Source organism: Helicobacter pylori, from assembly GCF_006439795.1.
GTDB lineage: Bacteria > Campylobacterota > Campylobacteria > Campylobacterales > Helicobacteraceae > Helicobacter > Helicobacter pylori_CR.
The window spans coordinates 136,965-151,067 of record NZ_VEYL01000002.1 but is presented as its reverse complement, the minus strand read 5'-3'; the positions used below and the strand labels follow the sequence as shown (position 1 = coordinate 151,067).

At 37.7% G+C, this 14,103-nt stretch carries 14 protein-coding genes, 1 other RNA gene and 1 pseudogene; 10 read left to right on the top strand and 6 right to left on the bottom strand.

The window, feature by feature from the left end; all coding sequences use genetic code 11:
• From FIM66_RS01860 to FIM66_RS01835, 6 genes and pseudogenes are all read right to left on the bottom strand, one after another.
• Positions 1-298 (bottom strand): annotated as a pseudogene (locus tag FIM66_RS01860) (siderophore-mediated iron transporter); the annotation flags it as partial.
• Positions 282-1,163: a hypothetical protein gene (locus FIM66_RS01855; RefSeq protein ID WP_140599869.1), complete on the bottom strand. Its 882-nt coding sequence runs from the start codon at positions 1,161-1,163 to the stop codon at positions 282-284. The gene FIM66_RS01855 and the pseudogene FIM66_RS01860, both read right to left, overlap by 17 nt.
• Positions 1,160-1,531, bottom strand: coding sequence for a flagellar motor switch protein FliN (gene fliN, locus FIM66_RS01850; protein WP_000894333.1), 372 nt, complete (start codon positions 1,529-1,531; stop codon positions 1,160-1,162). Before fliN ends, FIM66_RS01855 begins: the two co-directional genes overlap by 4 nt.
• 80 nt (positions 1,532-1,611) lie before the next feature.
• Entirely contained in the window at positions 1,612-2,262 is a 651-nt protein-coding gene (gene nth / locus FIM66_RS01845; protein WP_194146558.1) for an endonuclease III, read from the bottom strand.
• 2 nt (positions 2,263-2,264) lie between these two features.
• Positions 2,265-2,495, bottom strand: coding sequence for a FeoA family protein (locus FIM66_RS01840; RefSeq protein WP_000174143.1), 231 nt, complete (start codon positions 2,493-2,495; stop codon positions 2,265-2,267).
• Entirely contained in the window at positions 2,492-5,431 is a 2,940-nt protein-coding gene (locus FIM66_RS01835) for a DUF3971 domain-containing protein (RefSeq protein ID WP_140599868.1), read from the bottom strand. The genes FIM66_RS01840 and FIM66_RS01835 overlap by 4 nt, the downstream gene beginning before the upstream one ends.
• Here FIM66_RS01835 and mltG point away from each other — a divergent pair.
• The 10 genes from mltG to FIM66_RS01780 all read left to right on the top strand — a co-directional run bounded on the left by mltG (position 5,349) and on the right by FIM66_RS01780 (position 14,101).
• Positions 5,349-6,338, top strand: coding sequence for an endolytic transglycosylase MltG (gene mltG / locus FIM66_RS01830; protein ID WP_140478641.1), 990 nt, complete (start codon positions 5,349-5,351; stop codon positions 6,336-6,338). The genes FIM66_RS01835 and mltG overlap by 83 nt on opposite strands.
• 182 nt (positions 6,339-6,520) lie before the next feature.
• A complete protein-coding gene (locus FIM66_RS01825) occupies positions 6,521-6,862 on the top strand; it encodes a 4Fe-4S dicluster domain-containing protein (protein WP_001096895.1) in 342 nt (113 codons plus the stop codon).
• Complete coding sequence (locus FIM66_RS01820; protein ID WP_140478644.1) at positions 6,862-7,989, top strand: 2-oxoglutarate synthase subunit alpha; 1,128 nt, start codon at positions 6,862-6,864, stop codon at positions 7,987-7,989. Before FIM66_RS01825 ends, FIM66_RS01820 begins: the two co-directional genes overlap by 1 nt.
• Before the next feature lies 1 nt (position 7,990).
• The gene (locus FIM66_RS01815; protein WP_000885323.1) at positions 7,991-8,812 is read left to right on the top strand and encodes a 2-oxoglutarate ferredoxin oxidoreductase subunit beta; all 822 of its coding nucleotides are present in this window, start codon (positions 7,991-7,993) and stop codon (positions 8,810-8,812) included.
• The gene (locus tag FIM66_RS01810; RefSeq protein WP_108303020.1) at positions 8,812-9,366 is read left to right on the top strand and encodes a 2-oxoglutarate:acceptor oxidoreductase subunit OorC; all 555 of its coding nucleotides are present in this window, start codon (positions 8,812-8,814) and stop codon (positions 9,364-9,366) included. The genes FIM66_RS01815 and FIM66_RS01810 overlap by 1 nt, the downstream gene beginning before the upstream one ends.
• 111 nt (positions 9,367-9,477) lie before the next feature.
• Positions 9,478-11,253, top strand: a complete 1,776-nt coding sequence (locus FIM66_RS01805) for an HAD-IA family hydrolase (protein WP_140548388.1) — start codon at positions 9,478-9,480, stop codon at positions 11,251-11,253.
• Between the two features lie 147 nt (positions 11,254-11,400).
• Entirely contained in the window at positions 11,401-11,565 is a 165-nt protein-coding gene (locus FIM66_RS01800) for a hypothetical protein (RefSeq protein WP_000394805.1), read from the top strand.
• Between the two features lie 9 nt (positions 11,566-11,574).
• A complete protein-coding gene (locus tag FIM66_RS01795) occupies positions 11,575-13,047 on the top strand; it encodes a disulfide bond formation protein B (protein ID WP_140490810.1) in 1,473 nt (490 codons plus the stop codon).
• A gap of 35 nt (positions 13,048-13,082) precedes the next feature.
• Positions 13,083-13,398: RNase P RNA component class A (gene rnpB / locus FIM66_RS01790), an RNA gene on the top strand.
• 124 nt (positions 13,399-13,522) lie between these two features.
• The gene (locus FIM66_RS01780) at positions 13,523-14,101 is read left to right on the top strand and encodes a tumor necrosis factor alpha-inducing protein (protein WP_077232129.1); all 579 of its coding nucleotides are present in this window, start codon (positions 13,523-13,525) and stop codon (positions 14,099-14,101) included.
• Positions 14,102-14,103: the final 2 nt, after the last annotated feature.

The following is a 14,103-nucleotide window of genomic DNA, read 5'->3' as shown; positions in this document are numbered from 1 at the left end:
GGGTGGGGGGTGTGGGGGGTTTTTGAGGACCAGCCAGCGTGGGTTTAGGAGCGCCCGGGTTGTTTTTACTAGGATCTTGTGAATGGCCTCTTTTTAAAACCAATAAATTTTCAGGATTTAATTTAACGAGCTTGGGTTTTGAAGGAAAAAAATCTTCTCTGTGTTCAAATAAAAAATAAATCAACCAATGTAACAATACAGACAGAATGAGAGAAAAGAAAAAATTCCTGTTAGAATGATCCACAGGGTCAAAATTTTTCCCTAACTTAACAGGTTGTAGTTTAGAATTTTCCGGCATATAAATTTCCTAATTTTGAATTCTTTATATTATTTTCAGCTTCTTTAATCAGTTCTTCCTTAGATGTTTTTGGGCTTATTTTGTCTAAAAGCAGGCCGTATTTGTCGCTCAGTAAGACCAAGTAACGCTCCTTATTAGTTTCTATGGAAATGATTTTATGGTTCGCATCAACACGACCCAAAACACTAACTTCTAACTTAAAATCTTTTGCAGAAAAAGACCCTTGTGTGGGAACAATTTTGTTTTTGATTATATACAATATTAAGAGTAAGGCAGCAATAACCGCTAGTGCCTTGTAAGCATGGCTTAAATCCAGTGGGGGTTTTAACTCTAGAGCGTTTGAGGGGTTTTTGGCTCGCTCTTTTTCATCTTGGCTTGTGAGATTGGCATGCTGAGATTTTTCTTTCAGGTTAGGCGGTGGGGCTAAATGAAAACCTTTAGGCAAAAAAAGAAAGCGGAGCCGTTTTTTATCCTTGCTGTTTGAGGCTTGGATTTCTAATTCTGCTGTGGCTTTTTTAGACAAGAGGTAGATGTCATTTTGGTAGGAAAACATTTCTAAGGCATTCAAAGAGGCTTCTTTAAAATCCATGGTTTTTTTAGAATCCAATTGAGCGTTTTTTAAAACGATCACTTTTTGCCCTTCAACTTCCATGATTTTAGGCGTTTTATTAAAAGGCGTTTCAAAAGTGAGCGTGGTTTGCACGGCTTTTATGGGTGGTGTTGCTAGAGCGTTTGAATCAGGTTGGATTTCTTTTAGTGCATTTTGCCAATGCATAAGTTTAATGGGGGCGTCATCATTTAAAGGTATTTTTTCTTCAGCCAGTAACATCAAAGTAGTGCTCAGTAACAAGAATAACAATCTCATGAATTTTTAGCGAGATAATACACAATGGCGTTAGAATCTAGGATTTCATTCAAACGAATGGCTAAATTCCTTTCAAAAACCATCACCTCACCCTTACCAATCACCCGCCCGTTCACAAAAGTATCCACGCTTTCTCCGGCGGGTTTTTGCAAATCAATCACAGAGCCTTTTTCAAAACGCAAAATTTGCAACAAAGGGATTTGCGTAGAGCCAAGTTCTGCACTAAAAACAATCTCCATGTCTAAAAGGTTTTTATAATCGCAAATGAGTTCTTCTAAATAAGTGGAAAGCTCTAGTTCTCTTTCCTTGTTAGCTTTTTCTTTCTCTTTTTCGGCTATTTTTAACTTATTAGATTCTGTTTCTAGCATAAAACTCTACTCTTTCAAGAATGATTTGACTTTGATTGTAAAATCTTAATTTTACTATAAATTTATAACAAATAAAGCCACTACGCCTTAAAGCGAGCTTTAGAAACGCAAAATTCTTTTAAAAAACACGCGTCGCATAAGGGGTTTTTAGCCTTGCAGGTGTAGCGGCCAAACAAGATTAAGGCATGGTGGAGTTTGGATAGGTTGTCTTTAAAAAGGTTGCTGAGTTCTTCTTCGGTCTTAGTGGGCGTGTTAGCGTCGCTTAAACCTAAGCGGTGCGTCGTGCGGAACACATGAGTATCTACGGCTATGTAATTTGCATCAAAGCACACTGAAAGCACCACATTAGCGGTTTTTTGCCCCACGCCATCCAGGCTCATCAATTCTTTTTGCGTAGAGGGGATAACGCCCTTAAAATCTCTAACCACTTTTTGCGCCATACTGATTAAATGCTTGCTTTTATTGTTGAAATAAGAAACGGATTTGATAACTTCTTTAACTTCTTCTAAATAAGCGAGCGCTAAATCCTTCACGCTCGGGTATTTTTCAAATAACTTGGGCGTTATTTTATTCACTCTAGCGTCCGTGCATTGAGCGCTTAAAATGGTAGCCACCAACAATTCATAGGGGTTTTTATGGTGCAATTCGGTGGTTTGGTTGGGGTAATGTTTTAAAAGCAATTCTTTGATTTGTTGGGCTTTTTGGTAAGTTTTAGCGCGTTTTAAACCCATTTTCACACGCTTTCTTTGATGAGAAGGTATTGCGCTTCATGGGATCTTAAAGCCACTTGAATGCGGTTGATTTTAACCGAAAGTGTGGCTTTTTTCATGGAATAATGCAAAAGGGTGCATTGAACCCCTTCATGGATACCAAAAGACAGAAAGCGTTTTTTAAGGGATTCATCGCAGTTAGCGATTTCTACGATTTCATAAACTTTGTCTTTAATGGCTTCATTGAGCGTCATTTTAATTTCCTTTTTGATTCAATATTTTTTTTGACTTCATCCACGATGATGTCAATGGGCGTGAAAATGCGGCGCAAGATTTTAAAAGGAGCTTGGATAATATCTGTCGCTAAAGTCACTTTGGTTTTAGGGTTATCCAGCGTGCCTTTGACATTCACATTAGTGGTTACTTTTCCTTCTTTCCCTAAAATGAGGTAACCCACGATAGGGATTTTACTCAAAACATTACTCAAAGCCTTGATGGTGGAAACTTCTAAATTCAAATCTAATTTGTTTTTGTCTAATTCAATGATCCCATTGCCAGCAACATCAAGCGTTTTGCCGATAAGATCAATTTTTTCTAACCCTAAATATTCTTTAGTGATCCCAAAAACAACAGACCCCTTTTTGATTTGATAGCCATTAGCCCCTAAATGAGGGTTCCTAAAGACAATGAGAGAGGGAATGGTGTTGATGAGATTGATCATGTTTTGCATGAGAGCGAAATTCTTTAAGCTTGTGTTTTGGAATTTCAATTCGCCGTTGAAAACCTGATCTTCAAGAGCCCCAATAAGCGTGAATAAACCCCCTTCTACGAAATCTTTTTGGAGGATGGTATTGATATAATCCCCGCTAAAATTATGAGCCTTAAGATACAAAGCCCCATGCACTAAATCCGCCATGATCATGCCATTTTTATAATTGCCATCAATTTTCACTCTGTCATCTTGAGCGACAATATCAAGATTTTCTAAAGGAAAAGGCATTTTTTTATAGATTAACACGACATCTTTAGCATGGATGCGTGTAGAGATGGGGATAATTTTGTGGGCTTTTTCATAGCGTTGTTTGGCGCTAATGAAAATATCTTCATCTTGGATTTCTTTAGAGCTAGGCTTTTCTTTTCGTTCTTTTGAGAATAATCCTGCAATAGCTGGCATCTTGCTATCTAAAAAATCGTCAATACTCAAATCAATGTTATTAAGGGTAATATCCTTTTGATCCCCCTTAACTTTTATAGATATGCTTTTGCTTGGAGTACAGACAGAAATTTCATCTTTATTAATAGAGCCAAATAAAGAGAGGGAATCAAATTGCTTGCCGTTGCTATGATAGATGGGTAAAGTGATTTTTAAATCCTTAGCAAAAAAATCAATATTGACAAAATCGCTCGTAGAAACTTCCAAAGAGCCATCTTCTAAGGCGAAATATTTCATAATAGGGGAATAGGGCTTGATTTTTTTCAAATCTTTGATTCTAAAAACATAGGCGTTATCTTTAAATTCGCCCTCTAATAAAAGTTGTGGCACGCTCCATTGCATGTAATCTGGGTTAGAAAAATCAAAATTCAAAGAAAGGTTTTTAAGAGTGTCTTCTGTAGCGTAGAAAACATCTTTAGTGAATTTGTCTTCACTTTGGGCTTTAATGGTGTCTATGATTTTTCTTCTAAACGCCTCTGAGTTTTCACCCTCTTGAATAATAGAATGCAAGCTTTTTAAATCTAAAGAAAATTTAGTAGGCTGTGGGTTATCTGGGTCGTTATTCAAGCCATAAGAACGCATGTTGATATTATTGTTAGTGTTGAATCGTATTTTATGGACTAAAGAATCTAAAGAAAGGGTTTTTTTATTCAAATCTAAAGCGATTTTAGCGTCTAAATCCAGCATGTTTTCATAGCGGGTGTGGGTAGTTTCTATGTAGAGGTATTGGTATTCTTGGGTAATATCCAGGCTCACGCTAGCGTTTTGCGTATAAAGGGGGATATTATAGAGCGAGAGAGTGCCTTCTTGCAAATTAACATTGCCTTGAACGCTAAATAAAGGGGCGGTGTTTTTCAAGAATTGTAAGGTGAGTTTCAAATCCGCGCTAGATGGCATGCTGATTTTATCCAAAGGTAAAACGACTTTATAAGCGCTCAATAAATCCTTAATGCTATCGCCATAATAATTAGGGGTCGTTTTTAAAAAAACCTCCAACTTAGGGGCTTCTAACAAATTGGAAAAAGTGGCGTAAGAGCCGGTTAATTCCATGGTTTCATAAGCGATTTTTTGGGGCTGTATGAGAAGCTGTTTGTTTTTGAATATCAATTCGGTTTTATCCATTTTAATGGGCGATAAGCCATCATTAAAAACGACTGAAGGTTTCATCAAAGTGGCTTTAACTACAGAATTTTCCAAAAGCGATGGGATAAACTCGCTAGGAGTGAAATTAGCTTTGATTAAAGCGTTATCAATCTTAAAGCTAGCAAATTGGATCTTGTCAAAAATCCATGTTTTTAAATTTTTTTGCGATTGGCGTTGGAAAAGAGGCTTTAAAAACGCCAAGCTTTTCATTGGAGAAGTGTTAATTTTTAATTCTATGGTTTTTAAATCGGTTAGCCCTTGCAAATAAATTGCAGCACTGGGTTCAATTAAAGGCTTGACAATCAAATTGAACGCCATTTTCCTAGCTTTAGGTGAATAGTGGGCGTTGCCATCTACTTGGACTTTAATGTCTTTAAAGAGCAAATTGATGATTTTAAGCTTGATGTTTTTATCGTCTTCTAGGGAAAATTCCCCTTTGACTCCTGGAAATTCCAACTCGTATTTATTCCCATCAAAAAAGATATTGGCTTTATTTTTATCGTCTAAAATGATTTCTTTGACTTTAAGTTTTTCAAAATAAGACACCGCCCAAATGCCATAACGGATATTTTTAATCAAATCAGAAACTTCTAAATGCTTTTTAGTGGGTTTTTGATGGAAAAAAGAAGAGAGATCAATGCGTTCAATTTCTAAAGAAAGCTTGTTATTGAGTTTTAAGTATAATTCAGAAATGCCAAGCTTCCCGATTTTTAAATTTTGTATGTGAATGCCGTTTGAAAGGGTTTTGTGAATGACGACTAAAAGAGTGAATACTGCCACAAACAAGATAATGACATTAAATACTTTCTTGGATACATGTTTTCTTTTATTCATCAGTATTCTTTTTTATTTAAGTATACCAATTTATCTTAACAAAGTGGTGGTTGTCCCGCAAGGTTCGCTCAAAAAAGTGTTTTTTTCTTTAAAAGAGCAAGGCGTGGATATGAACGCTTTGGATTTGCTTTTTTTACGCCTAATAGGCATGCCTAAAAAAGGTTATATTGATATGGGCGATGGGGCTTTAAGGAAGGGGGATTTTTTAGTCCGTTTGATCAAAGCAAAAGCGGCGCAAAAAAGCACGACTTTAATCCCTGGAGAAACCCGCTATTTTTTCACGCAAATTTTGAGCGAGACTTATCAGTTAGGAGTTGGCGATCTCAATGAAGCTTATGAAAGCATCGCGCCACGATTGAATGGCGCTGTGATAGAAGATGGGGTGATATTACCAGACACTTATCATTTGCCTTTAGGGGAGGACGCTTTTAAAATCATGCAAACTTTAATCGGTCAATCTCTCAAAAAACACGAAGCCTTAAGCAAGCAATGGCTTGGATACTACCATAAAGAAGAGTGGTTTGAAAAAATCATTCTCGCTTCCATTGTGCAAAAAGAAGCCGCTAACACTGAAGAAATGCCCTTGATTGCGAGCGTGATTTTTAACCGCTTGAAAAAAGGCATGCCTTTGCAAATGGATGGGGCTTTGAATTATCAGGAATTTTCACACGCTAAAGTGACAAAAGAGCGCATTAAAACCGATAACACCCCCTACAATACCTATAAATTCAAGGGCTTGCCTAAAAATCCCGTAGGGAGCGTGAGCCTAGAAGCGATTAGAGCCGTGGTTTTCCCTAAAAAAACTGACTTCTTGTATTTTGTGAAAATGCCGGATAAAAAACATGCTTTCAGCGCGACTTATAAGGAGCATTTAAAAAATATTAATCTTTCTAATAATCATTTTTAAAATTAGGGTTAATGGGGCGTTTTTTCTTTTAAATTGGTTAAAAAGTGTTTAGTATTTTCTCATTTTAATTTTAAGTTCTTACTATTAAAGCATTTTAGATTTTGTTAAAAAAGGCTTGCTACAATTTTAGGCAAATTTTGATGGCTAGGGCTTAAAACAGCTTTTAGCACAAAGGAGAATGAATGGCTAAAATGAGCGCTCCAGATGGGGTTGCCGTTTGGGTGAATGAAGACAGGTGTAAGGGTTGTGATATTTGCGTATCGGTATGCCCTGCTGGGGTTCTTGGCATGGGGATTGAAAAAGAAAGGGTGCTTGGAAAAGTGGCCAAAGTAGCCTACCCAGAGAGCTGTATCGGTTGCGTGCAATGCGAGTTGCACTGCCCGGATTTTGCGATTTATGTGGCTGACAGAAAGGATTTCAAATTCGCTAAAGTTTCTAAAGAAGCCCAAGAAAGAAGCGAAAAGGTTAAGGCCAATAAATACATGCTCTTAGAAGAGACTATTTTAGAAGGGAGAGGCAAATAATGCGTGAGATTATTTCTGATGGGAATGAATTAGTCGCTAAAGCGGCGATTGAAGTGGGGTGTCGGTTTTTTGGGGGCTATCCTATCACGCCAAGCTCAGATATTATGCATGCGATGAGCGTGGCTTTACCCAAATGCGGCGGCCATTTTATCCAAATGGAAGATGAAATCAGCGGGATTAGCGTGTCTTTAGGAGCGAGCATGAGCGGGACAAAGTCTATGACAGCAAGCTCTGGTCCTGGTATTTCATTGAAAGTGGAGCAAATCGGCTATTCTTTCATGGCAGAAATCCCTTTAGTGATCGCTGATGTGATGCGTTCAGGCCCATCAACCGGAATGCCCACTCGTGTGGCTCAAGGCGATGTGAATTTCTTAAGACACCCCATACATGGGGATTTTAAAGCTGTCGCGCTCGTTCCTGCTAGCTTAGAGGAAGCTTACACAGAGACCGTTCGCGCGTTCAATTTGGCTGAAATGCTCATGACTCCTGTATTCTTGCTCATGGATGAAACCGTGGGGCATATGTATGGCAAGGTGCAAATCCCGGATTTAGAAGAAGTGCAAAAGATGACTATTAATCGTAAGGAATTTGTGGGCGATAAAAAAGACTACAAGCCTTATGGAGTCGCGCAAGATGAGCCGGCTGTTTTAAACCCGTTCTTTAAAGGCTATCGCTACCATGTTTCAGGCTTGCACCATGGGCCTATTGGCTTTCCTACTGAAGACGCTAAAATCGGGGGGGATTTGATTGACAGATTATTCCATAAGATTGAATCCAAGCAAGACATTATCAACGAAAATGAGGAAATGGATTTAGAGGGTGCTGAAATTATTATCATCGCTTATGGTTCGGTTTCTCTAGCGGTTAAAGAAGCCTTGAAAGATTACAACAAAGAGAGCAAGCAAAAAGTCGGCTTTTTCAGGCCTAAAACCTTATGGCCAAGCCCGGCTAAACGCTTGAAAGAAATAGGGGATAAATACGAAAAAATCCTTGTGATTGAATTGAATAAGGGGCAGTATTTAGAAGAGATTGAAAGGGCTATGCAAAGAAAGGTGCATTTCTTTGGGCAAGCCAATGGGCGCACGATTTCGCCCAAACAAATCATCGCAAAATTGAAGGAGCTTTAAAATGGCGTTTAATTATGATGAATATTTGCGTGTGGATAAAATACCCACTTTGTGGTGTTGGGGCTGTGGCGATGGCGTGATTTTGAAATCCATTATCCGCACGATTGACGCTTTAGGTTGGAAAATGGATGATGTGTGTTTGGTGAGTGGGATTGGTTGCAGCGGGCGCATGAGTTCGTATGTGAATTGTAACACCGTTCACACTACGCATGGTAGGGCTGTGGCGTATGCGACAGGGATTAAAATGGCTAACCCCAGTAAGCATGTGATCGTGGTTTCTGGCGATGGCGATGGCTTTGCGATTGGAGGCAATCACACCATGCATGCGTGCAGAAGAAACATTGATTTGAATTTTATTTTAGTGAATAATTTCATTTATGGTTTGACCAACTCCCAAACTTCGCCCACCACGCCTAATGGCATGTGGACGGTTACGGCTCAATGGGGGAATATTGATAACCAATTTGACCCATGTGCTTTAACCACCGCTGCCGGGGCGAGTTTTGTGGCCAGAGAGAGCGTTTTAGACCCTCAAAAGTTAGAAAAAGTGCTTAAAGAAGGTTTCTCGCACAAGGGCTTTAGCTTCTTTGACGTCCATAGCAATTGCCATATCAATTTAGGGCGCAAGAATAAAATGGGCGAAGCGTCTCAAATGCTAAAATGGATGGAAAGCCGATTGGTGAGCAAACGCCAATTTGAAGCCATGAGCCCTGAAGAAAGGGTGGATAAATTCCCTACAGGCGTTTTAAAGCATGACACGGACAGGAAAGAATATTGCGAAGCGTATCAAGAAATCATTGAAAAAGCACAAGGAAAACAATAATGGAAGTGCAATTACGATTTACGGGCGTTGGAGGACAAGGCGTGCTGTTAGCGGGAGAGATTTTAGCTGAAGCTAAGATTGTGAGTGGGGGCTATGGCACTAAGACTTCCACCTACACTTCGCAAGTGCGTGGAGGGCCCACTAAAGTGGATATTTTGCTAGATAAAGATGAAATTATTTTCCCTTATGCTAAAGAGGGCGAGATTGATTTCATGCTTTCAGTCGCTCAAATCAGCTACAACCAGTTTAAAAGCGATATTAAACAAGGCGGTATCGTTGTCATTGATCCCAATCTAGTAACCCCCACTAAAGAAGACGAAGAAAAGTATCAAATTTATAAAATCCCCATTATCAGCATCGCTAAAGATGAAGTGGGTAACATCATCACGCAATCTGTGGTAGCGTTAGCCATTACCGTGGAGCTTACTAAATGCGTAGAAGAAAATATCGTGCTAGACACCATGCTTAAAAAAGTCCCTGCAAAAGTTGCTGAAACGAACAAAAAAGCCTTTGAAATTGGCAAAAAACATGCTTTAGAAGCTTTGAAAAAATAAGGGGGTAACTCCTTATCTTCTTTTTCTTTAGCTATAGCTTTTTCCCCTTTTTTTGTATTTTTGAAAAAAAAAAAAATGATATAATGCTCAAATTTTACAAAGGATTCTTGTATGCGCAAATTTTTGGATGGGGCAAAAAGTGAGATTTTAAAATATGATGTGATTTCTTTTGATATTTTTGATACCCTTCTTCTAAGACCTTTCATTAAACCCACAGATTTATTTTTGTATATTGAGACTAAATATAATATTAAAGGTTTTCATCAAGCAAGAATCCTGGCAGAAATGCAATCTAGAGGAATCAGTAAAGAACAAGACATTACTCTAGATGAAATTTATCATCAAATTCCAAAAGAGTTTCATTCATATAAGGAAGTAGAAATTGCCACTGAAAAAGAGATGCTTATTCCAAACTTAGAGATGTTAGAACTCTATCGTTTCGCTAAAGAGAACAATAAGAGAGTGATTATTGTATCAGATATGTATTTACCTTTAGAAGTCCTTGAAGATATTTTAATTTCTAAGGGTTTTGGTGGTTATACAAATTTCTATCTTAGTAACCATATAATGCTTACTAAACATTCAAAGGATTTGTTTAAGCATGTTTTAAAACAAGAAAATATTACTAATACGCAGATGTTGCATATCGGTGATAATTCTTGGGCAGATGACGCTATGCCTAAAAGTTTAGGTATAGCAACGCTATTTAGAAAAAGCGTGTTGAAACAATTAGAAGAAGTTTTTCCTAAATACAAAACATTCACTCCAACCAGTGTTGCGCAAAGTTTTATTTTAGGATCTTTATGCGTTTTTTATAAAAATTATATTCAAAAACATGAAAAATTTGATTATTGGTTTCTTTTAGGAGCGATGCAGGCAGGAATTGCAGCCGTTGCTTATTGCCAGTTTATCTATAAGGAAATTCATAAAAGAAATATTGATACTTTAGTGTTTGTTGCGCGAGATGGTTATTTATTGCAAAAAATTTTTAATATTTTATATCCAAATTCATATAAAACTACTTATGTCTATGCTCCCAGAATTTTAAAAAAAGCGGTATTTTTAGAAGTCGTAGAGGGCGAGAGCTTGGAAATTTTGCGTATTTTAGAAGGCGAAGAAGAAATTAAAAAGAAGCAAATCGCCACCAACCAACAAGCCTATATATACATATATAGTAACTTTGAATACTGCCGCCATTTAGCGTTAAAATGTTTAGATAATTACAGAAAATACCTGTCTTCATCAAATTTAGAGGGAAATATCGCTATTGTAGATACGATTACTTTTGGCTATTCTTCGCAAGGGTTAATCCAAAAAGCTTTAAACAAAGAAGTTTTTGGGTGCTATGTGGATCTCCTAAGAATTTTAAATTATGATTGCGTGAGTTTCTTACCTTTTTCACACCCTAAACCCGTTTATTTTCATAATTGGGATTTTATGGAGTTTTTGCTAACAAGCCCTGAATACCCTATTTTAAATGTAGAGAATGGCGTTCCAATCTATCAAAAAGACGTTTCATCTTGTGAAAAACACCGCTCTAAAGCTTATGAAGAAATAGTAGAAGGGGCTGTTGGATATGCTTCATATTTTAAAGAAAGTCAAATTTCTTTAGACATTCATGATGTGATAGAATGGGTGAATTTCTTCATTGACAATCCTAGTATTCAAGATCAAGAGCAATTCAAACAAATTTATTTTCTTCCAGACGCGACGCATAAAAACGCTCTGCCCTTGTTTTGTAATGATGTTTCTTTGCTGTCTTGCATTTTAAAACCTTCACAAAGTTATGGCGTATTAAAAAGAAGTCTTAGGACAAACAAGCAAGAGAGATTGTTTAAAATATTGTCTCTAATTAAAAAAATCTATGGGAAGTTAAAAAAGAAATGATAAAATTGGCTCTGTTTTTAATCAAATATGGATAAATAGGGCTTTCTCCCTTTAATATAATTCTCTCAAAAGTTATCCACTAGATATTTTTTATTTATCCAATAGTTTATTTTTGAGTATAATCCTACGAAAATTTTAAGGAACGGCATGGAGTTTTTAGGACTGATTTTAAGTCTGGCCGCTATTTTGATAGCGTTTAAAAAGCCTGAAAAAGAAAATTGGGCGTTTGGGATTTTGATTGTGGTGTGGTTGGTGGAGCTTGTTATTTTTATAGCCCACAGCTCTAGCGTTTTGCCCAACATGAATCTATAAGGGGGATGCATGAATAAAGAAACCCGATTTTATAATCTTTTTTCTTTGGCGATTTTAGGGATTTTGATCTTTCCTGTGGGTTTGGCGAATTTTTATTTTGGCTATGTTTTGAAAGATTCGCCTTGTATTTTTTGCTGGGTGCAACGCATCAACATGATTTTAATAGGGGCTATGGCGCTTTTGGTGGTGCGTTTTGGGTTTAAGCCTAAATACATTGCCTTGCTATTGCTTATGGCTAGTAGCGGGTTGTATGAGAGCTTTTATCATACCGGTAGCCATGCGTTAGAAGATGTGGGGCAGGGATTCGCGCTCGCTATTTTGGGCTTGCACACGCAGTTTTGGGCGCTTTTTGTCTTTTTTAGCGTGGTGGTGCTTTTAGCGGTTTTGCTCTTTTTTGCCCCTAATGCCCAACCTTTCAAAGATCGTTTGTTAAATGCGCTCCAAAAAAGCGCTTTTTATATTTTCTTTATTGTGGTGGGTTCTAACGCCGTGCAAGCGTTTATTTCTACCGGGCCTTTCCCTTACATAGGGCAAAGCGATCCGGTGCGTTTTTCTTGGAATTTGAAAGAATCTGTCTGGTCTATGGAAAATTGGGATCATTTGAAATTCCCAAGAAGCGTTTTAGGCAGAAGAGATGTGGGCGAGCCTTTGAAATTGAGCGCTTTGCCTAAAGATAATGATTATGAACGTTCGCCTTTAGAAATCACAAAAGCGTTAAAGATTGAAAAAAAAGAAGAGCTTTTTTTAAAACTGAATGGAGCGATCACGGATTTGAATTTCAATGAAGACAGGGCGATCCTTACCACAGAAAACCAAGGCCTTTATCTTGTGGGTAACGATTTGAAAACCATTCATAGTTATATGGTGTTGGATAGTTATTATAGCGCGACGGTGGGGTCGTTCGTGGGGGCGGATTTTAACGAAGATGAAAACATTGTGATCATGGGCAATAATAAAACGAGCGTAGAAATCACTCCTAACAAAAACGCTAACGCGCTTAAAAACTTCCCTTATTTTTTAGAAGGGGCTAACTCTTTTGATGAAGTGGAACGCAGCCGCTTAAAAACTTCTAGGGCGAAAAACTATTATGTTAGCGTTGCAAGAAGAGGGGCTAAATCCACTTATTTGATCACCGCTCCTAACAAGCGTTATAAGGATTTGATTATCATCTCCATGCTTAATAGCGACAAGCAAGTGCATGGGGAGTTTTTACTTGAATTAGGCAATGCCAAACTTAAAGCAAAAAGGAAACTGGGCGAGTTAGTTATCAGCGCGCTAGCGTTAAAGGATAATAAGCTTTATGCGTTCAGTAAGGAATTTAACACGCTTTTAGTCATAGACCCTACAAAAGAAGAGATTCTTGAAGTTTATGGCTTGCCTAAAGAGATTAAAAATATCAGTGCTGGAGGGTTTAGGGATAATGAGCTTATCCTTGTGAGCTATGAGAATAATAAAAATATTCTCTATACCCTTGATTTTTAAACTCTTTTAAAGCTATTTTTTTCTAATATATTAACGCATTAGAAGATGGTCGCTATTTTAGAATAGAGGAAAGTCCGGGCTACATTAGACAAAATTCCATCTAACGGATGGCTAGCGCAAGCTAAGGGAAAGTGCCACAGAAAGCAAACCGCCTTTTTAAGGTAAGGGTGAAAGGGTGGGGTAAGAGCCCACCAGAGCTAAAGCAATTTAGCTTGTTTGGGCAAACCCAATTTGTAGCAAGAAGCGCATGGTAAGTCTAAATTGATACACGCTTCGCTTGAGGAATATTGCAAAATATTTCCCAGATAAATGGCCATCCATTGACAGAACCCGGCTTATTCTAATGCTCAACTGCGTGTTGATTTTTTTAACAAAGTTTCAATCATTTTATTTTTTTTTATTTTTTACCTAATTATTGTTTAAAATCTTAAAGATTTGTGTTACACTCTGTGAAACCAAAATCAAAGGGGATAGCGTGTTAGAAAAATCTTTTTTAAAAAGCAAGCAATTATTTTTATGCGGATTGGGTGTTTTGATGTTGCAAGCTTGCACTTGCCCAAACACTTCACAAAGAAATTCTTTTTTACAAGATGTGCCTTATTGGATGTTGCAAAATCGCAGTCAGTATCTCACGCAAGGGGTGGATAGCTCGCACATTGTGGATGGTAAGACAACTGAAGAGATAGAAAAAATCGCTACCAAAAGAGCGACGATAAGAGTGGCACAAAATATTGTGCATAAACTCAAAGAGGCTTACCTTTCCAAATCCAATCGCATCAAGCAAAAGATCACTAATGAAATGTTTATCCAAATGACACAGCCCATTTATGATAGCTTGATGAATGTGGATCGTTTAGGGATTTATATCAATCCTAACAATGAGGAAGTGTTTGCGTTAGTGCGCGCGCGTGGTTTTGATAAGGACGCTTTGAGCGAAGGGTTGCATAAAATGGGCTTAGACAATCAAGCGGTGAGTATTCTTGTGGCTAAAGTGGAAGAAATCTTTAAAGATTCTATCAATTACGGAGACATTAAAGTCCCTATAGCCATGTAGGC

What these genes read in the sequence shown, in the direction of transcription:
- FIM66_RS01855 (WP_140599869.1), bottom strand. Translation starts at nt 1,163, where the DNA reads ATGAGATTGTTATTCTTGTTACTGAGCACTACTTTGATGTTACTGGCT.
- fliN (WP_000894333.1), bottom strand. Translation starts at nt 1,531, where the DNA reads ATGCTAGAAACAGAATCTAATAAGTTAAAAATAGCCGAAAAAGAGAAA.
- nth (WP_194146558.1), bottom strand. Translation starts at nt 2,262, where the DNA reads ATGGGTTTAAAACGCGCTAAAACTTACCAAAAAGCCCAACAAATCAAA.
- FIM66_RS01840 (WP_000174143.1), bottom strand. Translation starts at nt 2,495, where the DNA reads ATGACGCTCAATGAAGCCATTAAAGACAAAGTTTATGAAATCGTAGAA.
- mltG (WP_140478641.1), top strand. Translation starts at nt 5,349, where the DNA reads ATGACGACTAAAAGAGTGAATACTGCCACAAACAAGATAATGACATTA.
- FIM66_RS01835 (WP_140599868.1), bottom strand. Translation starts at nt 5,431, where the DNA reads ATGAATAAAAGAAAACATGTATCCAAGAAAGTATTTAATGTCATTATC.
- FIM66_RS01825 (WP_001096895.1), top strand. Translation starts at nt 6,521, where the DNA reads ATGGCTAAAATGAGCGCTCCAGATGGGGTTGCCGTTTGGGTGAATGAA.
- FIM66_RS01820 (WP_140478644.1), top strand. Translation starts at nt 6,862, where the DNA reads ATGCGTGAGATTATTTCTGATGGGAATGAATTAGTCGCTAAAGCGGCG.
- FIM66_RS01815 (WP_000885323.1), top strand. Translation starts at nt 7,991, where the DNA reads ATGGCGTTTAATTATGATGAATATTTGCGTGTGGATAAAATACCCACT.
- FIM66_RS01810 (WP_108303020.1), top strand. Translation starts at nt 8,812, where the DNA reads ATGGAAGTGCAATTACGATTTACGGGCGTTGGAGGACAAGGCGTGCTG.
- FIM66_RS01805 (WP_140548388.1), top strand. Translation starts at nt 9,478, where the DNA reads ATGCGCAAATTTTTGGATGGGGCAAAAAGTGAGATTTTAAAATATGAT.
- FIM66_RS01800 (WP_000394805.1), top strand. Translation starts at nt 11,401, where the DNA reads ATGGAGTTTTTAGGACTGATTTTAAGTCTGGCCGCTATTTTGATAGCG.
- FIM66_RS01795 (WP_140490810.1), top strand. Translation starts at nt 11,575, where the DNA reads ATGAATAAAGAAACCCGATTTTATAATCTTTTTTCTTTGGCGATTTTA.